Origin of the sequence: Chakrabartyella piscis, assembly GCA_030067835.1 — a bacterium.
Taxonomy (GTDB): Bacteria; Bacillota; Clostridia; order Lachnospirales; family Anaerotignaceae; genus Chakrabartyella; species Chakrabartyella piscis.
The window spans coordinates 1129751-1154987 of the sequence record CP092441.1 but is presented as its reverse complement, the minus strand read 5'-3'; the positions used below and the strand labels follow the sequence as shown (position 1 = coordinate 1154987).

The following is a 25237-nucleotide window of genomic DNA, read 5'->3' as shown; positions in this document are numbered from 1 at the left end:
ACTAGTTTTTTTCAAAAATTCAAATAAGAAATTCCTTCACGTGTCAAAATAATTTGCAGTCCTACACGATCTGTCATATCGCCAATGACATAAGCGGTATAAGCATTACCACCCAAAAGCTGGATATCTGGTTCTTCCACCAGAACTGCACCACTGACCCAATCACGCATTTTCAAGTTATGTCTGCCGATTCTTGTAAACAAATAGCGACTGATTTCAGGATAATTGATTTCTGAAAGCACCAAGCTATCATCCCAATAAGCATCCATAGTTGGTGCATTTGCAGAAAGTCCAGCAATACGAATATAGGCTTGTTGGTTTGGAAGTGGTCTCAAGAAATCATTGATAAGCTCCATATCCATGTTATCGTTCAAACCGCTCAAAGCCACTGTATAGACACGATAGCCAATGAGATTGATATATTTATCCAATAAAGCACGTCTTCTATCTCCTGTACGATACACCTGTATGCGATAGTATCCTGGGAAGGTTTTCCAATATTTTGTGAACTGTCGATACAACACATTTTCAGCAGTCAGCCTACCATTGACATAAATATCCACTGCCTGTGCTGATGGATATGCGTCAAAGAAGCGGATGTAGCTATACAAAGTGATACCTGAAATAATGGGTATCAAAGTTGCTGTGATATTTGGCACAATATTGATTTCTGGATATATTTTGCGTACATCTTCCTTTTGTATTTCCAAACTTACATCTGATTTATCTTGAATTTCCAATTCTTCTGTTTCCAGTGGCAAAGGAAATGCCATTTCTTCCATCGGTTCCACATTCATTGCATCCCAATTTGATTCCATTCTATCTCCACCCATTGTTTTTGTTATATGATATGGAATTATTTGTTGTTGGTGTTTGTACTGAATGATATTTTATGAAGATTTCATAGAAAAAGAGGTTCACCATTGGCAAACCTCCAAATTTTTAAGATTATTTGTTGTTTTACGGGTGGATATAGAATCCACCCCTACTAAGTACCGTAAATCATTGGTTTATTGTAGCCATTTACCATCCATCAAGTCTTTTGCATCTCGTGTCAATGGTAAAATATCGCTTCGATCTATGTATTCCAAAGCAAATTTACGATTGAGCGCCATGAATTGAGAAAGACCCAAGCCAACACGATTCAAGTAGGAATACACACCAATTGCACCTGGTGCAAAGTCATCTGCTTCTTCACCATAAATGGCACGCAATTCTGGCAAGTCTGCAAAGATTTCTTGTACTGTGGAGCCATATTTTGCATATTCTTTTGGAATATTGCCTTTTTCGATCAATTCGCCTATGGTTCTACCTGCAAATGCAGCAGCCATTGCAGCTCTACACAAGCCAACCACTTGTACATAAGGTGCACCCATAGAAAGCACTTTGAATACATGGTCTTCTGTAGACAATCCGCCTGTGATTGCAATTTGTGGCAACACAATACCTTCACGATCCAAGCGTTCCATCATTTTATAAAGGGTACTTTCCATTGCAACTGTTGGTACGCCCCATTCATTCATCATTTTGATTGGGCTACCACCACTGCCACCACCAGCACCGTCAAATGTAATCATATCCACATCGCATTTGGCAGCCATTCGTAGTACTTTTTCCATATCTTGTTCATCGTAGCAAGTCATTTTGAAGTATACGTTTTCTACGCCCATAGCACGCAATTCATCCAAACGTTTCACCAAATATTCTTCTGTCCACATTGGCAATCTATTGTACAAACGGAAAGGTTTACCCATACGATTTTTGTAGTTTTCCTGTACTTTTGGGTCTTCTGGATCTGGCAACACAAGATTACCATTGTATTTTTGTTTCAATGCTTCTTCTAGGCTACCAATCAAACCCATCGCTTGGATACCCTTTGCAGCTTGTCCAAATTTGATTTCGATACCTTTGAACCCAACTTCTTTGACTGCATAATCCAAAACGCCTCGAAGTTCATCATCCAAATTGGCTTGCAAAATGATTTGACCATAACCACGATAGTATTTTTGGAAAGAATCAAACATTTCATGCAACAATGGACATGATGTCACTTTGCCATTTTCCACAACCAATTGGCTATCTTTATCCACAACACTTTCACCGATGACAGTCAACACACCTGCCATAGCAGCACCACCAAAATAATCACGCCAATTGAGCTTTGCAAGTGCTGGCAAAATCAAAGGCAATGCCAATGGTACTGGATGTTTCTTTCCAATTGTAGTTTCTGTGTTCACATGGTATACCGTTGCAAGATCTGAGTCTTCTGGTGCACCCAATGCACCAAACACACGACCATTGATGGTAAAATGAGAATAATCCACTGGATAATCCTTTGCAGATGCATATTGAATTTCTCCTGGGATATTGGGATACACTGTATCTGCACCACGAATTGCAGACAAACCAATTTCACAAGGACCAGAACATTCGCCAATACACAAAGTACACATACCGGAACATGGTGAATTGAATTTTGGATCTCGCATACTGGTTTTATTGAGGGCAGAACTTAAATTTGGACTATATGTCATGATAATTCCCCTTTCAAATGTCAGCGTCTTTTTCTTATAGTATACTGCTGATTTTCTTCCAATGCAACATAATTACATCAAAATCCCATGAATGATGAACGGTTGTGTGCATAGTAAACACATATGTTTTGTATGTATTATGTTGTGGCAATCAAAAAACCGCCTGCATTTTGCAAACGGTTATAATCTTTATCTACAACTTGAACTCCTGATTTCAAGTTAATACATTACATTTCCTTGGTCAAATCCCCTTCTTTTGCTTCCACAAATTCCATCAAAACTTCTGGATTCAAAAAGACTTGTACACCCCTTGTGCCAGCACTGATTGCAATTTCATCAAACAAAATTGCTGTTTCATCCACAAATGTTGGATATTTCTTTTTCATTCCAATTGGAGAACATCCTCCACGAATGTATCCTGTCAATGCCAAAAGTTCCTTTACATGGGTCATTTCCAGTTTTTTGTTACGAGAAAGAATGGCTGCTTTCTTCAAATCCAATTCCATATCCACCGGGATACAAAATACCACAATTCCTGTTTTATCACCACGTGTCACCAAGGTTTTGAAAACTTGTTCTGGTGGTACACCAATTTTCTTGGCAGCATCTATACCTGAAAGATTGTTTTCATCAAATTCATATTCTGTTGTATGATAGGCAATGTTGTTGCTTTCCAAAATACGCATGACATTTGTTTTGACCATAAAACCCCCACTTTCTATATTACATCAGAATCTATACATCACTTTTCCAAATTCATCTGTAGCCTACTGTCAACAAGAGGAATGGTCAAGACCATTCCCTACAAAGTCAACGCTAGGTATCTTTATCTTAAATTGAGAAATCATTTCAAATACGCTCTTAAAATCTGTTGATTTACAAAAGAATACCACCAATTTCATCATTGGTCAATGCCAAATCCAAACTGGTGGTATCTATTTCATCAATCATCTAAAATCAAGAAGCCAAAATCAAAGCCTGATTTTTCTTCCAAAATATTTTTTGCATTATAATCTGATGTTGCATAAGTTGCAGTCCAATTGCCATCTTCGATATAAATTGCATAGCGATTTCCATTTTCCAAAATAGCATACACATAATTTGTAACGCCACAAAGATATACTACTTCGTCTGCACTGGTGATGACTCTTTCTGCAAATAGTGCTGCAATTGCACCATCATGCTCTGTTACAATTTTACCCAACCAAGAATAAATATTATAACTTGGCAACAAATCCAAATTGAAATCTGGCAATTGTTGGTTGACACTTGGAATCAGCATCATTTCTTTTTGTACATTTGGATACACAACTTCCCAGAAATTGGCATCATTGCGCAATATATATTGCTTGATATTCGCCAAATCCGCCATACTAGAGAAGGTAACCACTGCATATTTATTATCCATCCAAATTTCACGCACTGCATATTCTTCAAACACACCATCATACAAACTGATGAAGTTTAAAATACGAGTATAGTCTGCTGATGCAGAAGAAAGTCTGGAAACATCTCCATGACTGCTGCTGTATTGACTCATTAAGAGGGTATAATCAGCTTTGGAAAGTGAACCAATTTTACCACTATCAGAAGCAATCAAATATTCATTTCCATATAAAGTTGCTGCGAAAACAGTCAGTCCCATTTGACCAGATGACACACTCATATTGCTAAATTGGGTCAAATCACTGCCCTTAACATACAAAATTTGATATTCAGATGAACTCAAGCCAGACTCCAAAAAGCCACCTTTAACCAAGTCATCTGTGGTGATGTAATCTTTTTCGTAATATCCATACAATTTCCCATTGTTACTGACCCACGCACGCACCATACCATTTTTTTTGTATGCAGACTGTGCTGCTGTTGCAATGGAAGTCAAGTTATTCACCTGTCTGGTGGATTCACTTTGCCAAAATGGTTTATCTTCCTCTGTTTGGGTTTTTTCAGGTGTTGTAACCTCTTCTTCTGGAACCTCTTCCACTTCTTCCAATGGAATTTCTTCCACTTCTGTTTGCACATCCACTTCTTCTGACAAGTCCTCTTGTTCCACCACAGGCGTTTTCACCTCTTCCAATGGAATTTCTTCTTGTACAGGAGGTATTTCCACTACAGGAGTTTGCTCAGTACAAGCACATATCAACAAAAGAAGTATCATCAAAACAAGAGAAATGTTTCTCCATTTTTTATGCTTCACAATAATCATCCTTTTTATCGGCAATTGCCTCATATACAGATTCCAATTCTTCTTTGTGAATTTCTATGATTTCTGTCAATACTTCTTCCATTTCCACTTGGCTTTCACTGAATGGAGTTTTCAACATCCAAATGGGTTGGTATTCACCTTCTACTTCTTCAACATTTTTGTCAAATGCTGCAAACACTTCTGTATCATAATAATCAAAGATGGCATCGTATTCCCAATCCGCAATTTCCTTATAGGAAGTCAATTGCAATACCACCATATTTTTGCCTTCAATTTCTTCTACATAAGCACGAAAAACCAAGCCTTCTGCTTCGAAAACGGTGTAAGCACCCAATTCTTGTAGCAAAAAACCTGTTTCTTTGTCTTTTTTCATCAAAACGATCACTTGTTCTTCCATAATTGCTCCTTTTTACCCATTTTTCTTACATATAGTATACTACATTTTCATCTTCTAAGCAAGAAAAGACAAGTATATCAAATGAATTATAATAAAATCTTAAGATAATTCTCATTGCAAACTGACAATATTATGCTTCTGCCACCATTGGTCTATCTGGGAATACAATCATGCCATATCCCTTCAAAGTTGCCAATTGTTCCATCAATTTGGGTACACCCTCTTTTTGTGCAAATTCCAATTCTGCACGATACAATGGAAGCAATGTATACACATGAATGGGCAATTTATCCTTCACTTGAACTGTGCTGACTTGTTCTTGCATTGCACCCAATACCACACCTGAAAGCTCTGTGTTTTCTGCATATGGTGTGAAATTTTCTGAATTGGGAATCATATGACCCCAACCAAGCCATGTATTTTCACTCTTTGGAAACGCTGATAAATATTCCATCAAACGTACAATCCACCAAGTTTTGTTGTCCAATTCCTTATTCTCTGGCACTTCCAATTTCCATTCATATGGCAAAAGTGTCATCAACTCACAGCGTGCTAAGCTTTCATAAGTTGGCAGAAGTTCTGCTGGCAATTCCATTTTATGGCTACTCATCCCAACTGTATACAACACATGGAACTCTTGTGGATTGCGTGCTTCTAAAATATGGACTTCCAATGGCAACACCTCTTGGTCACCTTGGTAAAAAACACGTTCATCACGTTCTGGAAAGAGTCCATGGAAATGTGCATCCAAAATTTCTGCAAATTCTGGTCTTTTTGGCATTTTTTCTTTTGTCATATCGTCACCTTATTCCCCAAACAATGCTCTTGCAAAGTCTTTTGCATCGAATTTTTGCAAATCGTAAATACCTTCACCAACACCAATATAGCGCACTGGAATTTCCAATTCACTTTTGATTGCCACAACAATACCACCCTTTGCAGTACCGTCTAATTTTGTCAAAATGATACCTGTGATGTCTGCAACTTCTTTGAACACTTTCGCTTGTTGCAAAGCATTTTGACCTGTGGTTGCATCCAAAACAAGATATACTTCTTTGTGTGCTTGTGGATATTCACGTTCAATGATTTTGTTCATTTTACGCAATTCTTCCATCAAATTTTTCTTATTGTGCAAACGACCAGCAGTATCACAAATGAGAAGATCTGCATTTTGGTTTTGTGCCACATGAACTGCATCAAACACAACTGCTGCTGGATCTGAATTTTCTTCATGTTTCACAACTGTAATGCCACTGCGTTCACCCCAGATTTCCAATTGGTCGATTGCTGCTGCACGAAATGTGTCTGCTGCTGCCAACAATACAGAATGCCCTTCTTCTTTGTAGCGATTTGCAAGTTTGCCAATGGTTGTGGTTTTGCCAACGCCATTGACACCAATAACCATCATGACAGATGGATTTGGCAAGTTTTCATCTTCTTCAGCACCTTCTTCCAAAAGTTTGGTGATTTCTTCAATCAACATACCTTTGATCATAGATGGATCTGAAATATTTTCACGTTTCACTCGTTTACGTAGGGTTTCCACAATTTTCATGGTGGTTTCTACACCCATATCCGCCATAATGAGGGTTTCTTCCAATTCTTCAAACAAATCCTCATCAATCTTCATGAAGCTACCCAAAACCGCATCCACACCACCTAGGATGTTTTGACGTGTTTTGCCTAAGCCTTCTTTGAGTTTTGCAAAGAAACCTTTTTTCTTTTCTGTTGGTTGTTCTTGCTGGAGGATGATATCCTCCCCTACAGCGGATTCGTCCATCGTAAGTTCGTCAGTTGTAGGTTCGTTATCAGATTCAATTGTGGGTTCGTCAGTTGTAGGTTCGTTATCAGATTCAATTGTGGGTTCATCAGTTGTAGATTCGTTGTCAGATTCAGTTGCAGGTTCATCAGTTGTAGATTCGTTGTCAGATTCAGTTGTGGGTTCATCAGTTGCTTGCTGGAGGATGATATCCTCCCCTACTTGTTCAGAATCCACTTCTTGTTGCACCCATTTTTCTGTAGATTCCAAAAGTGCATCCAGGAATTCCTCTGCATCTGCTTCATTTTCATCCACATAGCAGTCACCATCTTCTGTCACCACAAGAATTTCTTCTTCGCCTGATGGATGTTCCAACATTTCTTCCACCAAATCATTCAAATCCTCCACAAAAGCAGTTGCACCTTCTTCATCATCGGAAGTGTAGGTTTCGCCATCAGCAAATTCGATTTCGATTTCTGGTTCTTCTGTAACAGGTTCATCCACTACTGACTCGTCTTGTGGGAGGGCATGGAAACCCTCCCCTACAGGTTTAGCGGTTTCAGATTCGTTTGTTTCAGGTTCGTTGGTTTCAAGTTCATTGGTAGCAAATTGTTCTGGTTCTTGTGTTTCTTCTATTTGTTTTTTCTTAAAAAAATCAAAAAATCCCATATTTTCACCTCTAATTTATATCAAATTCGTTTCCATATGATACGGTATGGGTAACCCATCCCCTACAAGTGTACATTCATACAATCATTAGGAAACAAATTGTTCTGATTCTGAGAAATCTACAGAAATCAATTTGGAAATCCCTTTTTCTTGCATGGTGACACCATACAACACATCTGCATATTCCATAGTGCCTTTTCTATGTGTGATGACAATGAATTGTGTTTCCTTTGCAAACTGTTTCAAATATTTCGCATAACGCACTACATTTGCATCATCCAAAGCTGCTTCAATTTCATCCAAAATACAGAAAGGTGATGGTTTCATTTGCAGAATCGCAAACAAAATTGCAATTGCAGTCAAAGCACGTTCTCCACCGGAAAGCAGTTGCATATTTTGCAAGTTTTTCCCTGGTGGTTGTGCCACAATTTCAATGGGTGATTCCAAAGCACGACTCCAATCAGCCAATTTCAAATAGGCTTTACCGCCACCAAACATCTCCCCAAACACACGACTAAAGTTGGCAGAAATCAATTGGAATTGATCCTTAAATTGTTTCTCCATAAGCCCTGTCAGCTCTTCAATAATGCCATTCAATTTGCCTTCTGCTTCTATGATATCAGCACGTTGGCTTGTCAAGAATTCATAGCGTTCCACCACTTCTTTGTATTGGTCGATGGCACCTACATTCACATCACCAAGACCTCGAATTTTACCACGCAATTCCTTGACACTTCGACTTTCTGGCAATGTTTTTGCATATTCCGCATATTCCTTTGCCATACGATAAGTCATTTCATATTCTTCCCACAAGGTTGTGGTCAAACGCAATTTTTCTTCTTCTGCTTTTTCCATTTTGGTATCCAAACGGAACAATTCATTTTCCATTTTGCTGGCAGATTCTCGCAAATTTAGAAGGTTTTCTTCTTGTTCTTGCAATTCTTGGTTACAGCTGACTTTTGTTTCAGAATCTGTAAACATTGCCATTTCCACACTTTGGATGGTTTCTTCCAACTTTTGGACTTGTGCTCGCAAATCTGCTTCTTCCAAACCTTTTTCTACACCCTTTTGTTGATAAGAAAGGATGCTTTCTTCACCTTTTTCTTGTTGCCTTGTAACAGATTCATTATCCTTTTCCAATGTGGCAATGAGCTCTGTCATATGTTCCAAATTCTGTGCAATACCAGACACATCAATTTTCATTTGTGTCATTTCTTGCAAAATTTGTTCTCGTTTTTCCTTTTCTTCTGTCAAAGTTCCTTGGAAAGAAGTCAACTGCATATTGGCTTTTGTAATGATATCCTCTGCTTCTTGCAAGGTTTTTTGTCCCTTTGCAATATCGCCTTCTGCCATGGAAAGTTGTTCTTCCAACTGACCAAATTCCACCACAAACAATTGCAAGCGTTCTTTGGTTTCTTCCAATTCCACAATGGTTTTTTTCTGTTCTTCTTTGATACCTTGTATTTTGACCCAAAGGGTTTGTGTTTCCATTTTTTTGGCAACCAATTGTGTTTCCACATCTTCCATTTCTTCCACGAAAGATTCCATTTCTTCTGCCAAGTGAGAAACTGTAATTTGCAAGGTTTTTGCATCCTTTTGCAAGCTTTCAATTTCTCTACCACGTCCAAAGATATGGGTTGCTTTCTTTTGCGCAGAACCACCTGTCATGGAACCGCCAACGTTCATAATATCACCTTGGAGTGTAACCATTCTAAATTTATGATTGTATTTCTTAGCCAATTTGACTGCATTTTCCAAGGTATCCACAATGATGGTACGTCCCAAAACATACAATGCAATTTGACGATACAACTCATCGAAGCTAACCAATTCATGTGCAACACCAATGACACCATCTTCTTCCAAAATGGGTTGATATCCTTCAAAAGTACGTCCTTTGATGGCTGAAATTGGCAAGAAAGTAGCACGTCCCAATTTTCGTTGTTTCAAGTAGGAAATGGCATCTCTTGCATCTTCTTCTGTTTTGGTAACCACATTTTGCAAAGTTGCACCAAGTGCCGCTTCAATTGCAATTTCATACTCTGCTTCCACCTGCAACAACTGACCCACAGCACCACAAATGCCACGTCTTTCACGATCATGGAGTTGCAACAAACTTTTGACACTATGATAAAAACCATCGTGTTCCTTTTCCATTTCCACCAAAACAGATAAACGAGATTCCACATCTGACAAACGTTTTTTGTTTATATCCAGCTTATTTTGCATCTCCTTTTCTGCCACTTGGATGTGTTCACGATCTTTTTCCAAAACCACCATTTCGTCTTCCAAAAATTGAATTTCTTCTGTCATGGTTGTTTCATTTTTTTGGTCTGCTTGCAAATGGATTTCCAATTGATGCAAACGAGATTCCAAAAGGTCTTTTTCTCCATCCACTTGTTCCAAACGGTTTGCAAATTGCTCTTTGAGGGCTTCTCTTTTGGCAATTTCGCCACGCACTTCTGTGCTGATTCTGATTTGTTCAAAGACTTCTTCCTTGAAGCCTTCTGCACGCAATTCATCTGCGTCCACAGCAGATCCCAATTGTTCATACTTGTTTTGTAGTTCTTGCAAATCGCTTTCTTTGTGACCGAGCTCCATTTGCAAAGCCACTTTTTTGCTGGATTGCAAATCCAATTGTTCTTTGTTTTCTTGTTTTTTCTGTTCCAATTCTGCAATTTCCAAACGCACACGTTCCACATGGTCAGACTCATTTTGTTGTTGTTCCAAAACCAAACGTATGGTTCCTTCTGTTCGTTCTTTTTCTGTACGCAACTCCAAAAGCTCTTGGTTTTTGCTTTCCAAAGCCAAATCCAAAGCTTCCAACTCTGATTTCAATTGTGTGGTTGTGGTCTGACTTTTGACACTTTGTGTTTGATAGGTTTCCATTTGTTCCACAGCCAATTTTTTATCTGCTTCCAACTGCTTGCCCAAAACTTCCAAAGCATCCAAATCTTGATGATACGCAACCACTTCTGATTGTTTGAGTTCTTCTTTCAGTGCCAAATATTCCTTTGCTTTTTGACTTTGTTTTTCCAAAGGTTCCACTTGCACTTCCAATTCGCCAATGATATCATCTACACGAATGAGATTTTGTTGTTCTTTTTCCAATTTATGAATGGTTTCGTTTCTTCTGGTTCGATATTTGACAATACCCGTTGCTTCTTCAAAGACACGTCTTCTTTCATCACCTTTGGCACTGAGAAGTTCATCAATTCGACCTTGACCAATGATGGAATAGCCTTCACGTCCAATTCCCGTATCCATAAACAACTCTTGGATATCACGCAAACGACAAGCAGCACCATTGATGCGATATTCACTTTCACCTGAACGAAACACACGTCTGGTCACTTGCACTTCTGAAAAATCAAGTGGCAAACGTTCATCTGTATTGTCAATGGTGATGGAAACCTCTGCAAATCCCAATGGCTTTCTATTTTCTGTGCCCGCAAAAATAATATCCTCCATTTTATCACCACGTAGGCTTTTTGCACGTTGCTCACCAAGCACCCAACGCACAGCATCGGATACATTGCTTTTGCCACTGCCATTGGGTCCAACTACAGCAGTCACACCTGTATTAAAGTCCAATTTTACCTTTTCAGGAAAGGATTTGAAACCTTGTAAATCCAATCGCTTCAAATACATAAATCCACCTCTAACTACCAAATATAACGAAATTACCTTTTGCAATAGTACAAATTTCAATCAAACCAACGGAACAGTCAAGACTGTTCCCTACAGAAAACAAATATCATTTACATCAGCTATTTTGCAAGCGTTCCAACACCTTTTGGAAGCTTTCTGGCAAATCTGCTTCAAACTCCATATATTCACCTGTTGCTGGATGTACAAAGCCCAAAACCTTTGCATGCAACACTTGACCTTCTACTTTGAAGGGTTGTTTTTTTGGTCCATACACCAAATCCCCCAAAAGTGGATGTCCAATGAATGTCATATGCACACGAATTTGATGGGTTCTACCTGTTTCCAATTGTGCTTCAATCAAAGTGAAGTTTTTCATACGTTCCACAACTTTATAATGTGTGACTGCATGTCTACTATGCTTTTGTGTGATTGCCATTTTTTTACGATCCAATGGATTTCTACCAATCGGTTGATCCACAGTTCCATCATCTTCTTGGAACCCATTGAACACCACTGCATAGTATTTTCTGGTGATGCTATGTTCTGCCAATTGTGCTGCCAAAGATTGGTGTGCCATATTGGTTTTTGCAATCATCAAAACACCTGTTGTGTCTTTGTCGATTCTATGCACAATTCCTGGACGTTTTTCTCCATTGATACCAGACAATTCATCTCCACAATGATAGAGCAACGCATTCACCAATGTGCCTGTATAATGACCTGGTGCCGGATGTACCACCATACCTTTTGGCTTATTCACCACAATCAAATGCTCATCTTCATATAGAATATCCAAAGGAATATCCTCTGGTAAAATTTCCACTGATACCGCTTCTGGAACTGTCACTTGGATGAAGTCCTTTACACGCAATTTATAATTGGATTTGATATTTTTGCCACCAATGGTCACATTTCCATCGTCAATTATTTTTTTGAGGGCACTTCTGGTCAAATCTTCCATATTTTCTGCCAAATACACATCAATACGAGTGCCTACATCCTCTTGTTCCACATAAAACTCAAATACTTCTTGATTATTCATTTTCTTCCTCTACTTCCTTTTCTACTTTTTCCTCATCCTTGATGACAAATAAGATCAAGAAAGATAATAAAATCACACCAACTACCACATAGATATCTGCCATATTGAACACAGGCCACTCAAAAAATGTAAACTCAAAGAAGTCCACAACATAACCCAATCGCATACGATCTATGATATTGCCAATGGCACCAGCAAACACCAATACCATTGCAAAACGAACTGGTTTATATTCCTTTGTTTTTGGCAATTTGATGTAATAATACACCAATACCAAGGTGATGATGCTTGTCAACAACAGAATAAACCATCTTTGTCCTGAAAACATACCAAAGGCAACACCTCTATTTTCTACAAAGGTGAAATCCATAAATCCTTGCACAAATACAATGTTTCCAACTGGTTTCAACTCCACCAATGCCAAGTATTTTGTCCATTGATCCACACCAATGAGCACAGCAGCAGCCACTATAGGTAACATCCACATAGTTTTTTTCCTCCAAAATTATCTCAACTAAAAAATACAAAAGGCTGTGGCAACAGATTTCTTGTCACAGCACCATTTTACAGCAAATCACGCAATTTTACACACAAATTGTTTCAAGAAAAATCTTCTCCAAACTACAGAAAAAAGCGGTTTCCAATATTCCACCGCTTTTTTGGTATTTACTGATTGTTTTGATGTGCTTCTTCTTTTTCTGCAACAATTTCATTTTGATCCAAAAGTTCGATTTCTGTGTACAACATCAATTTCACTCTTGCTTTCATCAACTCATATCTGCTTTGCAAAGAATTGATTTCTTCTTCGATTGCATATGCTTTCATTCTTGCTTCTTGCAAAATCGCTTCTGCTTCCACTTTTGCACCATTTACAATATGCTCTGCTTCTGTTCTTGCAGCTGTTTTGGTTTCTGCTGCTGCAGTTTCTGCCAAAAGCAAAGTACGTTCAATCATATTTTCCAAAGCACCAAATTTGTCTGGTGTCACTTCTGGTACTGGTGCTGGAACAGGTTTTTCTTTTTGACTATCTATGTACAATCTTTCATAATCTTCATATATATCATCCAAGAAAATGTCTACTTCTTCTGGCGAATAACCCATGGCAACCTTCTTGAAATCCTTTGTAGCAATATCATTTGGTGTAATCATAAAAATATCCTCCTTAGACTAAATATACATCTCCAATGTCAAACCAACTCTACCTTTTTTTGTTTGACCTCCAATAGTTCCCACCAAAAATCGTCCAAAACCTCTTGCAGACACCATATCCCCTTCTTTGAGGGTATAGGATGTATTGGTTTGCAACGACCAATTGACATTTACCTTTTCTCCAGAAACCAAATTTTGAGCTTTTCCTCGAGAAAGGGAAAATGCTTCTCCTAGAACTGCATCCAATCGCAAAGATGCCACTGTAACACGTTTCTCTTGAATCCTTTTGGGAATCAATACATCAGAAACTTGCTTTTCACTGACCACAACCCTTGTTCTGGACACTTGTTCCAAACTGGCACAAATATAAGATGCCATATCTTCTTTTACGAAGCAAATCGCATCTCCATTATTTGTCAATAGAATATCGCCTATCTTACTTCTATCTATTCCAAGTCCAAGGATGGAACCCAAGTAATCTCTATGGCTCAAATCCTTTTGACCGAATTTCTGACTCTTTTTTTCTATGGAAACACCAACAATGGGAAATGCTTCTTCTGATGGTTCTGTGCCATCTGGAAACATACCAATGATGCAACGCTCCAAAGCATCGCCACCACCAAAAATCATAATGGAAACGCCACGTTCTGATTGCAAATATTCTGCAAACCTGCGACACTTTGCCATATCCATAAAGTCACTGAATTGTGGTTCTCTACGTTTTGTGGCAAACAACACCAAATCCAAAACCTTCGCAAACAAAATGCGTTCTCCTGCATCTGTTATGTGTTTCAAAATTGCTTTCTTATCCAAAATTCCACCATACCCATCATTTCTTTGGCATGTCCATTACAGCATCAAAACAGCTGAAATCAACAATTGTTTCACCAACATCATCAAAATCAAAGCAATTACAGGTGAAAAGTCCAATTGCATTCCACCTCCCAAAGGAGATTTGTCCAACATTCTGCGACATGGTCCCAATATAGGGTCTGTCAAAGAATATAGCAATTGTACAATAGCGCTACCTCTTCCAATGGGCAACCAAGATAAAAGTACCCTTGCAAAAATCAACATTTCCAAGACATAGAAAAATAAATTCAATGCTTGTACCAATAAAATCTGTATTGTATTCAAATCAAATTCACCTTATCTTCCGTAGCTTAAGCGTTGCATTCCTTCATATCCAGAGGAATATCTTCTTTCATCTTCTTCCACAATGGCACGCACACCAACATTGATTGGAGAAATAACATAAATATTTCCACCAACTTTTTTGATATCGCCACCCAAAGAACAGCATGTACCAGACAAAAAGTCCATAATGCGTTGTGCTTCTTTGATGGATACTTTTTCAAAATTCACAACAACTGCTTTGCCTTCTTTTATGTAACCACTGATTTTAGCAGAATCATCAAAACTTGTTGGTGCTTCAATGATCATATTCCAGTCTTTTTCTGGTTCTGCGTATTCTGCACGTGATGTTTTTGATGCAGATTTACTCTTTCCACCTACATAGCTTTTGAAGCCTTTTCTTTGGCTGGATTTGCTACGAGAAGAACTATAATCGGTATCGTCATAAGAGTCATAATCTGAGCCATAGGATGCAGTATCATAATAGCCAGAATTGCCACTATAAGAAATCTGATCATCATAACCATCGTCATAACCATCATAGTCATCATAACCATCGTCATAACCATCGTATTGTCCTTCGTTGCCACCAAACATTGCACTTTTTATATTATCTAAAAATTTAGCCACGCCTTCAAACCTCCAACCTTTTATCCGGAATACTTATTTGATTCCATAATCTCGTTGTCCAAAGATACCAGTACCCACTCGTACCATAGTTGCACCTTCTTCGATTGCAACTTCATAATCCCCCGTCATACCCATAGACAAAACATCCATATCTATATTATCTATATTTTTACCCTTTATGTCAATAAGAATTTGTTGCATTTGACAAAAAACTTCTCTATTTTCTTCTGGATTTTCGACAAAAGGAGCCACTGTCATCAAGCCACGCACTCGAATGTGTGCAAGTTCAGCAATTTGACGAATGAAATCCTCCACATCCTCTGGTTTTACGCCAAACTTGCTTTCTTCATCTGCAACATTGACCTCCACCAAAACATCCATGACTTTGTTCTGTGCTGCTGCTCTTTTGTTGATTTCTTGTGCCAATTTCAAGCTTTCCACAGAATGAATCATATCCACTTTGTCTATGATGTACTTCACTTTGTTGGTTTGCAAATGACCAATCAGGTGCCAATGCACACCTTCCATATGGTCATATTTTTCCATAACTTCTTGCACTTTATTTTCACCAAGAGAAGTCAAACCACAGTCCACTGCTTTTTGAATCAAATCCACTGGTTTGGTTTTGCTGACTGCAATCAACAATACATCTTCTCGTTTTCTACCACTTTTCTCAACAGCACGTTGGATTTTTTCTTCGATTTCTGCTATATTTTCTGCAACAAAATTCATGCTTTCACCCCTTAATAAACCGATTGTCCTTCTTGTATATTTTTCGCATTTGCAACGATATTGTCGTAACTTTGCAATCCATAAATGGAACCTGATTTTATGATTGCATACTCTTGGTTTTGATCCAAAATTTCTATACTCACAAACTCTGCCATGGAACTATTCACCAAGTACACACCTGACAAAGACTCCAATTGGGAAATGGTATATATATTATTGCTATCAAAAATATCATCTTCTTTGTATAGGATGCGTGTTCCCAAAGTGACAGCATCACTTGGTTCCACATAATAGAATCCATCCACATATGTCAAAACATTCATAGAAACAAAACGTCCCTCTGCTCCATCATCCACAAAGACACCTCTGGCAGATCCACTTTCTGCCAAGCAATTTTCTGGAATGGACAACAATGTTTTTTCCACAATTGCATCATTTGGTACCTTTAAGCCAGAAATGGTTTCTGCTTCAAAGTAGAATCTAACCACCCTTTGATCCATAAAATCTGTCATTCTTTGATATGTAGAAAAGACCACCTTTGTCTGGGTATCCCCAACTGTAAGAGAATCCACTTTTCCAAGAATATCAATGATGTTATCATCCAAAGTCAAATATAGATTTTTTGTATTGCCTGTGCTCCAACTTGCAGCCATTGCATTTGGCACATAAACAACAATGTACCACTTGTTTTCTTCTACAATGCGGAACAAAACATCTCCTTCTTCCACCAATTGGGTTTTGGCTAGGAAACTATTTTCATAGCTTGCAACTTGACTTTCTGTTAAGGTTGCCAATGCATCCGAATTTAAGCTTTCTTCCAAGCCATCATAGGTAAAGGCAAGAATACCACTTTCTGGTGCATAGAATGTACTCATATTTTCAGACAATTGCTGTTCATATTCATTCTTTTCAGCAGACATACTGGCAAAACTATCAATGCTTTCTGATAACCAAATGGCATCCCTTTGGGACATATAGCCTGAAATTTCATCTTTCATATCGTAAACGTAGCTCACACCATTGTCCATAACATTTCCATCATAGGATGCAATGCTACGATCTATATTGGACTCCAAACGTGTGATATCCTCTGCAAACAAAGACAAGTCTGCTCTGAGTTTTTGTTGTTCCAAAATATCTTGGTCGATTTCATAGATTTTTTCTTCCAAATCATCTGTTTCACCCACATCTTTGACAGAACAGATATATGTATTTTTTGCAATGGCATCCCCTTCAGAATATTCATAGAACACCTGACCTTCACGATCGCTATACACAAGAGATTCGTTTCGTATAATCAAACCTGTGTATCGTTCTGGTGTGTCCAATGTGCCAATTTGCACCGTTTCGATATCCACTTCTTCTCGTTCCACCAATAAATTGAACATTTGCCCACATAAATAAACCACGATTGTAATGAATACAAACATGGGTACAATGGCATTGGCTCTCTTTCTTCTTTCCACCAATCTGGCATCCACAACATGTGGCACTTCACGTTGTTTCTTGGGTTGTGGTTGCTGCATCCTTTGTTGTGGATTTTTCCTAGGTGCCCCATTTTTTTGATTTGGCATTTGGGTTCTAGGTGGTCTAGGTGGTGATTTTTTCCCTGACTGAAGATTCTTTCTAGGTGGTCTTTCTTGTATCCTAGAATTTGGAACCGTTTTTTTTCTATTGTTTGAGGAATTTTTTCGTTCCATAAAATCCTCCTTTTTTCTACACATCGTCTTTTGCAAGGAAACATTGACAACACATCAATATCTATGTGTCTTACAAAGACTTCTTTACACATATAGTATAGTACATTTTTCACAAAAGGTAAATATAAAACCGCTCATTTCTTTTTGAAACCACAATAACTCTGATTTTTCTTTATTTTTCAACATAAAATCTCTATTTACCACTTATTTTTTGTGAATAGACCCTGTTATTTTTCTGTTAAATTTCATCTTTTGTGTTGACGTATATTTGAAACCTACGTATACTAGAAGGGATGAAAAATATTTTATTGGAGGTGACCAAGATGGATGGCAGTGGTGAGAGTACCCAGCTGAGCACAGAACAAACGCAACCGTATATCGCAAAATTGTCGTATTCACTTGGCAAACCCATATATTCTATATAATCCATGGTTTATATGCTTTTTTTGAATGGAACACGGCTATTTTGCAGAAGATAGAACCGTGTTTTTTTAGAAAAGAGGTAATGAAATGGATGAAGAAATGGATGTACTTTTTAACAATTTCAATGACCTGATGGATGGTGGCAAATATGCCCAATTGAAATTGGAACTGAATTCTGAACAGCCTGCCAATGTGGCTGAATATTTTGAAGAGTTGTCTGCTGAAAAGCAACTGTTCATTTTCCGTCTTTTGACAAAAGATATGGCTGCTGACGTTTTTTCCTACATGGATAGTGATACACAAGAACATATCGTGCATTCCATTACAGATCGTGAAGTGCGAAACATTGTAGATGAAATGTTTTTGGATGATACCGTGGATTTCTTGGAAGAAGCACCTGCCAATTTGGTGAAGAAGGTATTGCGTAATACCGATGCCCAAACCAGAACTTTGATCAATCGTTTCCTCAACTACCCTGAAAATTCTGCTGGTAGTTTGATGACCATTGAGTTTGTAAAATTACGCAGCAATATGACTGTTGGAAATGCCATTGAGCAAATCAAACGCACTGGTACCGACAAAGAAACCATTTATACTTGCTATGTCATTGATGAGCATCGTACTTTGATTGGTGTGATTCCTTTACGAACTTTGATTTGTTCCAAAGATGAGAAAACCATTGAAAGTTTGATGCAAGATGATGTGGTTTCTGTATTCACGACCGATGACCAAGAAGAAGTTGCCAACATTTTCAAGAAATATGGTTGGATGGCTTTGCCTGTTACCGATGCAGAAAATCGTTTGGTGGGTATCATCACTGTGGATGATATCGTGGAAGTTATTGAGCAAGAAACCACCGAAGATATGGAAAAGATGGCTGCTTTGCTTCCTTCTGATGAAGAATATTTGAAATCTTCTGTGAGACATCTTGCAAAAAACAGAATTGTTTGGCTTTGTGCACTGATGATTTCTGGTACACTCAGCTCCTTTGTCATTGGACAATATGATGCACTTTTGGAAACTGTGGTTGTGCTTTCTGCTTTCATTCCCATCATCACAGGTACTGGTGGTAATGCTGGTTCACAGGCTTCTACTATGATCATTCGTGGTATGGCTTTGGGTGAAATCGAAGTTTCAGATGCTCTAAAAGTTGTTTGGAAAGAACTTCGAGTTGGTGCCATTTGTGGTATTATTCTTGGTATGGTGAACATGCTTCGCTTGACACTGTTCAGTAGTTCCACAGGTTTTATCATTGATTTATCTGTTTCTATCAGTATGGCTGCTGTTGTTGTTTTGGCAAAAACCATCGGTTGCTTGCTTCCAATTGGAGCAAAACTTTTGAAACTAGACCCTGCTATGATGGCTGGTCCTTTGATTTCTACCATTGTGGATGCTGTGGCACTTTTGATTTACTTCACCATCGCAACGATGATGATTGTGCAATTCCAAGTTGCAGTGTAAATACTACAGGAGCACACATAGGTACTCCCATACAAATACAAACATATAATTCAAGTATATAGGCGGATTGATATCCGTCTTTTTTATTGCAAAAACAGCGGAATGGTCAAGACCATTCCCTACAAATCAAAATGCAACCACAGTTCCATCAATTTCATTTTCTATGTATCAAGCTTCTTCTATTGGTGCAAACTATATCAAACTTTGTAATCAATAGGAGGTATTGAAATGTCTAAAATAATAGATGTATATGCTCGTGAAGTGATGGATTCTCGTGGAAATCCAACCATTGAAGTGGAAATTACAACAGAAAGTGGTGCTTTTGGACGTGCAATTGTGCCATCTGGTGCCAGCACTGGTGAAGGTGAAGCATTGGAGCTTCGAGATGGTGACAAATCTCGTTTTATGGGAAAAGGTGTTTTGCAAGCAGTTGCAAATGTCAATGAAGCCATTGCACCCATTTTGATGGATATGGATGTGACAAATCAAAATGCAATTGACCAGATTATGATTGCACTGGATGGTACTAAAGACAAATCCAAACTAGGTGCCAATGCCATTTTAGGCGTTTCTATGGCTACTGCAATTGCTGCTAGTGATTATTATGGGATTCCACTCTATCAATATCTGGGTGGATTCAATGGCAATACACTGCCGGTTCCTATGATGAATGTCATAAATGGTGGTAGCCATGCAGATTCCACAGTGGATTTCCAAGAATTTATGATTATGCCAATTGGTGCCAAAAGCATCAAAGAAGCCATTCAAATGGGTGCTGAAACCTTCCATACGTTACGAACTGTATTGAAATCAAAGGGATATAACACCAATGTTGGTGATGAAGGTGGTTTTGCTCCATCCTGTGCTGATGGCAATGAAGAACCTTTGCAATTGATTGTGGAAGCCATCCAAAAAGCAGGTTATACCCCTTCTACAAAAGGAAATTCTGGTGATATCGCCATTGCAATGGATGTGGCAGCCAGTGAATTTTACAACAAAGAAACAGGTCTATATACCTTGCAAAAATCAGGCAGTGGTACCAAAACCACAGAAGAAATGATTGATTTATTGGAAAATTGGTGTCAGAAATACCCCATCATCTCCATTGAAGATGGTTTGAGCGAAGATGATTGGACTGGTTGGAAGTCACTGACAGAACGCATTGGTGATACAGTACAAATTGTTGGTGATGATTTATTTGTGACAAATCCTTCTATTTTGCAAGAAGGTATTGCAAAGGGAATTGGCAATGCTATCCTCATCAAAGTCAATCAAATTGGCACTTTGACAGAAACCTTTGATGCTATGGAGATGGCTAAAACAGCTGGTTATGCTTGTGTGGTATCCCATAGGTCAGGTGAAACAGAAGACACCACCATTGCCGACATTGCAGTTGGATTGAATGCAGGTCAAATTAAGACTGGTTCCATGTCCAGAACCGATCGTATTGCAAAATATAACCAATTGATTCGCATTGATGACCAATTGGGTACCATTGCGAAATACAAAGGTAGAAATGCATTTTATAATATCAAGAAATAATGGTTTTTGGATGGATATGGAATCCACTCTTACAGTTGCACAAAAAAAGAGAGCATCCTAAGACACTCTCTTTGCAATCATATATGAAATCTGCTGACAACCGCAAGGGTTGTCACTACATAAATTCAATTAGATTTGTGCTGCAGCAACTGCACATGCAACTGTCATACCAACCATAGGGTTGTTACCAGCACCGATCAAGCCCATCATTTCAACGTGAGCAGGAACGGAAGAAGAACCAGCGAATTGTGCATCACCATGCATACGACCCATAGTGTCAGTCATACCATAAGAAGCAGGACCAGCAGCCATGTTGTCAGGGTGAAGTGTACGACCTGTACCACCACCAGATGCAACGGAGAAGTATTTTACGCCATTTTCCATAGCCCATTTTTTGTATGTACCAGCAACAGGGTGTTGGAAACGTGTAGGATTTGTTGAGTTACCTGTGATGGAAACGTCAACACCTTCTTTACGCATGATTGCAACACCTTCCAAAACGTCGTTTGCACCGTAACATTTTACAGCTGCACGTTCGCCATTGGAGTATGCTTTTTCTTCTACTACATTTACTGCGCCTGTAGCGAAATCGAAATCTGTTTTCACATATGTGAAACCGTTGATACGACTGATGATTTGTGCAGCATCTTTGCCCAAACCATTCAAGATAACACGAAGAGGTTCTTTACGAGCTTTGTTTGCTGTACGAGCGATACCAATAGCACCTTCAGCAGCAGCAAAGCTTTCGTGACCTGCAAGGAATGCGAAACATTTTGTTTCTTCACGCAAAAGCATTGCGCCAAGGTTACCATGACCCAAACCTACGTTACGTTGTTCTGCAACAGAACCAGGGATACAGAATGCTTCCAACCCTTCACCGATTGCTTCTGCACATTCAGCAGCAGATGTCAAACCACGTTTTACAGCGATTGCTGTACCAAGTACATAAGCCCAAACTGCATTTTCGAAACAAATTGGTTGAATACCTTTTACGATGGATTCCACATCCACACCTTTTGCAAGGAGCATATCACGACATGCGTCCAATGATTCCAAACCGTTAGCTGCCATACAAGCCTCAATTTTAGGCATACGACGTTCTTGACTTTCAAATTTAGCCATAATGAATATCCTCCTTTCTTATTCTTCTCTAGGGTCAATTTGTCTTGCAGCATCTGCAAAACGACCATATGTACCAATGTTGTTTTTGAATGCTTCATCAGCACTCACACCGTGACGAATGTCTTCCAACATTTTGCCAAGACGAACGAATTGGTAACCAACTGTACAACCTTCTTCATCCACACCAACTTTGAGGATATAACCTTCAGTGAGCTCAAGGTAACGAACACCTTTTGCATTTGTGGAGTAGATTGTACCTGTCATACTACGAAGACCTTTACCCAAATCTTCCAAACCAGCACCAACAGGCAAGCCACCTTCAGAGAAAGCAGTTTGTGTTCTACCGTAAACGATTTGCAAGAACAATTCACGCATTGCTACGTTGATTGCATCACAGACAAGGTCAGTGTTCAAAGCTTCCAAAATAGTTTTGCCAGGCAAGATTTCACCAGCCATAGCAGCGGAATGTGTCATACCTGAACATCCCAATGTTTCCACCAATGCTTCTTCGATGATACCGTTTTTTACATTGAGTGTCAATTTACATGCGCCTTGTTGAGGTGCGCACCAGCCCACACCGTGTGTCAAACCACTGATGTCTGTAATCTGATAAGCTTGTACCCATTTTCCTTCTTCAGGAATGGGAGCAGGCCCGTGATTTACACCTTTGGTCAAAGGACACATACGTTCTACTTCATGTGAATAAATCATAGTCAGTCTCCTTTTTTCATATTACATATTTACCATTACAACACAAGTATAGAGATACTTCTCCATACTCTTTCACTTAATATTATAGAAAAAAAACCGTATATAATCAAGTGTTTTCACAAGGATTTTTCATTTGTGGACATAATTTAATATTACAGGACAATTTTGTCCCACCAAAGACTTTTCTCTATGATTTATTCACAAAAAAGTGGTATTTATATGTGACTCCTACATGTATCTTGCCATAAGTTCGTATGCAAATCATTTTTTTCTTTGGTGGTTTCCATAAAATAGACGAACCCATTTTCCACAATACAAGAAATTACAAGCAAATGTATTTTCTCATATCCTGTGATATCGGATTCGTCCATGGATTTGTTGCTTATGTTCAAACTTTATTTGATTGCAGCTTTCATGCTTGCCACATATTCTTTTACATATGGTACGCAATCTTCTTTATATTGTTCACACAATTTCACAATTGCAGAACCTACAATGACACCATCTGCATATTCAGACATGTTTTTTGCTTGTTCTGGTGTGGAGATACCAAAACCAATTGCACAAGGTACATCTGTATTGGCTTTCACCAAGTCCACCATTTCGCCAATGTTGGTTGCAATATTGCTTCTAACACCTGTTACACCCAAAGAAGAAACGCAGTACACAAAGCCACTTGCTTCCTTTGCAATCATAGCAATTCTATCGTGTGATGTGGGTGCAATGAGGGATACGAAATCCAAATCATATGCAGCACACACAGATGCAAATTCCTCTTTTTCTTCAAATGGAATATCTGGCAAGATCACACCACTCATACCCACTTCTTTGGCACGTTTCACAAAGCGTTCTGTTCCATAGGTAAACAACACATTTGCATATGTCATAAACACCATTGGAATCTTCACATTTGGGCTCATTTTTTCTACCATATCAAAAATCTTATCGGTTGTGACACCACCAGCCAAAGCACGTTCATTTGCACTTTGGATGACCACACCTTCTGCTGTTGGATCAGAAAATGGAATGCCCAACTCAATGAGATCTGCTCCTGCTTCTTCCATTGCATAGACCAATTGCTCTGTTGTATCCAAAGATGGATCGCCACATGTAACAAAGGCAACAAATGCCTTTCCATTTGCAAATGCTTCTTTTATTTTACTCATGAATATCTTCTCCTCTATAACGTGCAATTTGTGCACAATCCTTATCGCCTCTACCAGAAATATTGATGACCATAATTTGATCTTTACCCATATCCTTTGCAATTTTCATGGCATGTGCCACAGCATGTGCACTTTCAATTGCTGGAATGATACCTTCCATTTTGGAAAGATATTCAAATGCTTCCACTGCTTCGTCATCGGTTACAGGCACATATTCTGCACGCCCTTTGTCATACAAATCTGCATGTTCTGGTCCAATACCAGGATAGTCCAAACCTGCTGAAATGGAGTATACTGGTGCAATTTGACCGTATTCATCTTGACAGAAATAGGCTTTCATACCATGGAAAATACCCAAAGTACCAGTTGCAATGGTTGCTGCTGTTTCTGCTGTATCCACACCACGTCCTGCTGCTTCACAACCAATCAAACGTACACCTTCATCTTCAATAAAGTTGTAGAACGCACCAATGGCATTGGAACCACCACCAACACAAGCCAAAACTGCATCTGGAAGTTTGCCTTCTGCTTCCAAAACTTGTTCTTTGATTTCTTTGGAAATAACTGCTTGGAAATCTCTTACCATTGTTGGAAATGGATGTGGTCCCATAACAGAACCCAATACATAATGGGTATCATCCATACGTTTTGTCCATTCTCTCATGGTTTCAGATACTGCATCTTTCAAAGTTGCAGTTCCAGATGTGACTTCATTGACTTTGGAACCCAACAAACGCATACGATATACGTTGAGAGCTTGACGTTCTGTATCTTCTTTGCCCATGAAGATTTCACATTCCATATCCATAAGTGCTGCTGCTGTTGCTGTTGCCACACCATGTTGACCAGCTCCTGTTTCTGCAATGACACGAGTTTTACCCATTTTCTTTGCAAGTAACACCTGACCCAAAACATTGTTGATTTTATGTGCTCCTGTGTGGTTCAAATCTTCACGTTTCAAATAGATTTTGGCACCACCCAAGTTCTCTGTCATACGTTTTGCATAGTACAAACGAGAAGGTCTGCCTGCATAGTCATTTAAGAGTGTTGTGAGTTCCGCCTGAAACTCTGGATCGTTTTTGTAATGTTCATATGCTTCTTCCAGTTCAATGATGGTGTTCATCAAGGTTTCTGGAATGTATTGTCCACCATGTACTCCAAATCTTCCTTTTTTCATAGTATCCTCCAATTTACAGGAGGGCATGGAAA

Annotated in this window: 22 protein-coding genes; 2 read left to right on the top strand and 20 right to left on the bottom strand. The window is 38.8% G+C overall.

What is annotated here, in order from left to right; genetic code table 11:
- Window positions 1-11: 11 nt before the first annotated feature.
- The 16 genes from MJY40_RS05060 to MJY40_RS04985 form a co-directional block, all read right to left on the bottom strand.
- The gene (locus tag MJY40_RS05060) at window positions 12-818 is read right to left on the bottom strand and encodes a DUF4397 domain-containing protein (RefSeq protein WP_317855961.1); all 807 of its coding nucleotides are present in this window, start codon (window positions 816-818) and stop codon (window positions 12-14) included.
- Window positions 819-1010: 192 nt separating this feature from the next.
- Window positions 1011-2534: a glutamate synthase-related protein gene (locus tag MJY40_RS05055; RefSeq protein WP_317855960.1), complete on the bottom strand. Its 1524-nt coding sequence runs from the start codon at window positions 2532-2534 to the stop codon at window positions 1011-1013.
- Between the two features lie 227 nt (window positions 2535-2761).
- Window positions 2762-3238, bottom strand: a complete 477-nt coding sequence (gene ybaK / locus MJY40_RS05050; RefSeq protein WP_317855959.1) for a Cys-tRNA(Pro) deacylase — start codon at window positions 3236-3238, stop codon at window positions 2762-2764.
- A 239-nt stretch (window positions 3239-3477) separates the two neighbouring features.
- Window positions 3478-4731 carry a hypothetical protein gene (locus MJY40_RS05045; RefSeq protein WP_317855958.1) on the bottom strand — a complete coding sequence of 418 codons (1254 nt, stop codon included), beginning with the start codon at window positions 4729-4731 and terminating at the stop codon, window positions 3478-3480.
- Complete coding sequence (locus MJY40_RS05040; protein WP_317855957.1) at window positions 4721-5137, bottom strand: DUF6762 family protein; 417 nt, start codon at window positions 5135-5137, stop codon at window positions 4721-4723. Before MJY40_RS05040 ends, MJY40_RS05045 begins: the two co-directional genes overlap by 11 nt.
- A gap of 130 nt (window positions 5138-5267) precedes the next feature.
- The gene (locus MJY40_RS05035; RefSeq protein WP_317855956.1) at window positions 5268-5933 is read right to left on the bottom strand and encodes a suppressor of fused domain protein; all 666 of its coding nucleotides are present in this window, start codon (window positions 5931-5933) and stop codon (window positions 5268-5270) included.
- Window positions 5934-5942: 9 nt separating this feature from the next.
- Window positions 5943-6917 (bottom strand): signal recognition particle-docking protein FtsY, encoded by a 975-nt coding sequence (gene ftsY / locus MJY40_RS15550; protein WP_334305927.1) that lies wholly within the window; start codon window positions 6915-6917, stop codon window positions 5943-5945.
- Between the two features lie 735 nt (window positions 6918-7652).
- Window positions 7653-11216, bottom strand: a complete 3564-nt coding sequence (smc, locus tag MJY40_RS05025; RefSeq protein WP_317855954.1) for a chromosome segregation protein SMC — start codon at window positions 11214-11216, stop codon at window positions 7653-7655.
- Window positions 11217-11331: 115 nt separating this feature from the next.
- Window positions 11332-12258 (bottom strand): RluA family pseudouridine synthase, encoded by a 927-nt coding sequence (locus MJY40_RS05020; protein ID WP_317855953.1) that lies wholly within the window; start codon window positions 12256-12258, stop codon window positions 11332-11334.
- On the bottom strand, window positions 12251-12745 hold the full coding sequence (gene lspA, locus MJY40_RS05015; protein ID WP_317855952.1) for a signal peptidase II: 495 nt from the start codon (window positions 12743-12745) through the stop codon (window positions 12251-12253). The genes MJY40_RS05020 and lspA overlap by 8 nt, the downstream gene beginning before the upstream one ends.
- 179 nt (window positions 12746-12924) lie before the next feature.
- Window positions 12925-13407, bottom strand: a complete 483-nt coding sequence (locus MJY40_RS05010; RefSeq protein ID WP_317855951.1) for a DivIVA domain-containing protein — start codon at window positions 13405-13407, stop codon at window positions 12925-12927.
- 18 nt (window positions 13408-13425) lie between these two features.
- Window positions 13426-14220 carry a YlmH family RNA-binding protein gene (locus MJY40_RS05005; protein ID WP_317855950.1) on the bottom strand — a complete coding sequence of 265 codons (795 nt, stop codon included), beginning with the start codon at window positions 14218-14220 and terminating at the stop codon, window positions 13426-13428.
- A 36-nt stretch (window positions 14221-14256) separates the two neighbouring features.
- On the bottom strand, window positions 14257-14544 hold the full coding sequence (locus MJY40_RS05000; RefSeq protein WP_317855949.1) for a YggT family protein: 288 nt from the start codon (window positions 14542-14544) through the stop codon (window positions 14257-14259).
- Window positions 14545-14556: 12 nt separating this feature from the next.
- Window positions 14557-15171, bottom strand: a complete 615-nt coding sequence (locus MJY40_RS04995; protein WP_317855948.1) for a cell division protein SepF — start codon at window positions 15169-15171, stop codon at window positions 14557-14559.
- A 33-nt stretch (window positions 15172-15204) separates the two neighbouring features.
- Entirely contained in the window at window positions 15205-15903 is a 699-nt protein-coding gene (locus tag MJY40_RS04990; RefSeq protein WP_317855947.1) for a YggS family pyridoxal phosphate-dependent enzyme, read from the bottom strand.
- An 11-nt stretch (window positions 15904-15914) separates the two neighbouring features.
- Window positions 15915-17603, bottom strand: a complete 1689-nt coding sequence (locus MJY40_RS04985) for a biotin/lipoyl attachment domain-containing protein (protein ID WP_317855946.1) — start codon at window positions 17601-17603, stop codon at window positions 15915-15917.
- 510 nt (window positions 17604-18113) lie between these two features.
- Here MJY40_RS04985 and mgtE point away from each other — a divergent pair.
- Both mgtE and eno read left to right on the top strand, forming a co-directional pair.
- Complete coding sequence (gene mgtE / locus MJY40_RS04980) at window positions 18114-19487, top strand: magnesium transporter (RefSeq protein ID WP_317855945.1); 1374 nt, start codon at window positions 18114-18116, stop codon at window positions 19485-19487.
- 228 nt (window positions 19488-19715) lie between these two features.
- A complete protein-coding gene (eno, locus tag MJY40_RS04975; RefSeq protein WP_317855944.1) occupies window positions 19716-21029 on the top strand; it encodes a phosphopyruvate hydratase in 1314 nt (437 codons plus the stop codon).
- 129 nt (window positions 21030-21158) lie between these two features.
- On the opposite strand, the gene MJY40_RS04970 is transcribed toward eno, so the two are convergent.
- From MJY40_RS04970 to trpB, 4 genes are all read right to left on the bottom strand, one after another.
- Window positions 21159-22151 (bottom strand): GGGtGRT protein, encoded by a 993-nt coding sequence (locus MJY40_RS04970; protein ID WP_317855943.1) that lies wholly within the window; start codon window positions 22149-22151, stop codon window positions 21159-21161.
- An 18-nt stretch (window positions 22152-22169) separates the two neighbouring features.
- Complete coding sequence (locus tag MJY40_RS04965; protein ID WP_317855942.1) at window positions 22170-22862, bottom strand: iron-sulfur cluster assembly scaffold protein; 693 nt, start codon at window positions 22860-22862, stop codon at window positions 22170-22172.
- Window positions 22863-23257: 395 nt separating this feature from the next.
- Window positions 23258-24028 (bottom strand): tryptophan synthase subunit alpha, encoded by a 771-nt coding sequence (gene trpA / locus MJY40_RS04960; RefSeq protein WP_317855941.1) that lies wholly within the window; start codon window positions 24026-24028, stop codon window positions 23258-23260.
- Window positions 24021-25205, bottom strand: coding sequence for a tryptophan synthase subunit beta (gene trpB / locus MJY40_RS04955; RefSeq protein ID WP_317855940.1), 1185 nt, complete (start codon window positions 25203-25205; stop codon window positions 24021-24023). The genes trpA and trpB overlap by 8 nt, the downstream gene beginning before the upstream one ends.
- Window positions 25206-25237 lie beyond the last annotated feature (32 nt).

Coding starts and splice junctions, on each gene's coding strand:
- lspA (WP_317855952.1), bottom strand. CDS start 12,745: ATGTGGATGTTACCTATAGTGGCTGCTGCTGTGCTCATTGGTGTGGAT.
- MJY40_RS05040 (WP_317855957.1), bottom strand. CDS start 5,137: ATGGAAGAACAAGTGATCGTTTTGATGAAAAAAGACAAAGAAACAGGT.
- eno (WP_317855944.1), top strand. CDS start 19,716: ATGTCTAAAATAATAGATGTATATGCTCGTGAAGTGATGGATTCTCGT.
- ftsY (WP_334305927.1), bottom strand. CDS start 6,917: ATGGACGAATCCGCTGTAGGGGAGGATATCATCCTCCAGCAAGAACAA.
- MJY40_RS05035 (WP_317855956.1), bottom strand. CDS start 5,933: ATGACAAAAGAAAAAATGCCAAAAAGACCAGAATTTGCAGAAATTTTG.
- MJY40_RS04970 (WP_317855943.1), bottom strand. CDS start 22,151: ATGGCTAAATTTGAAAGTCAAGAACGTCGTATGCCTAAAATTGAGGCT.
- trpB (WP_317855940.1), bottom strand. CDS start 25,205: ATGAAAAAAGGAAGATTTGGAGTACATGGTGGACAATACATTCCAGAA.
- MJY40_RS04985 (WP_317855946.1), bottom strand. CDS start 17,603: ATGGAACGAAAAAATTCCTCAAACAATAGAAAAAAAACGGTTCCAAAT.
- mgtE (WP_317855945.1), top strand. CDS start 18,114: ATGGATGAAGAAATGGATGTACTTTTTAACAATTTCAATGACCTGATG.
- MJY40_RS05020 (WP_317855953.1), bottom strand. CDS start 12,258: ATGAATAATCAAGAAGTATTTGAGTTTTATGTGGAACAAGAGGATGTA.
- MJY40_RS05060 (WP_317855961.1), bottom strand. CDS start 818: ATGGAATCAAATTGGGATGCAATGAATGTGGAACCGATGGAAGAAATG.
- smc (WP_317855954.1), bottom strand. CDS start 11,216: ATGTATTTGAAGCGATTGGATTTACAAGGTTTCAAATCCTTTCCTGAA.
- MJY40_RS05010 (WP_317855951.1), bottom strand. CDS start 13,407: ATGATTACACCAAATGATATTGCTACAAAGGATTTCAAGAAGGTTGCC.
- trpA (WP_317855941.1), bottom strand. CDS start 24,028: ATGAGTAAAATAAAAGAAGCATTTGCAAATGGAAAGGCATTTGTTGCC.
- MJY40_RS05055 (WP_317855960.1), bottom strand. CDS start 2,534: ATGACATATAGTCCAAATTTAAGTTCTGCCCTCAATAAAACCAGTATG.
- ybaK (WP_317855959.1), bottom strand. CDS start 3,238: ATGGTCAAAACAAATGTCATGCGTATTTTGGAAAGCAACAACATTGCC.
- MJY40_RS04990 (WP_317855947.1), bottom strand. CDS start 15,903: ATGAATTTTGTTGCAGAAAATATAGCAGAAATCGAAGAAAAAATCCAA.
- MJY40_RS04965 (WP_317855942.1), bottom strand. CDS start 22,862: ATGATTTATTCACATGAAGTAGAACGTATGTGTCCTTTGACCAAAGGT.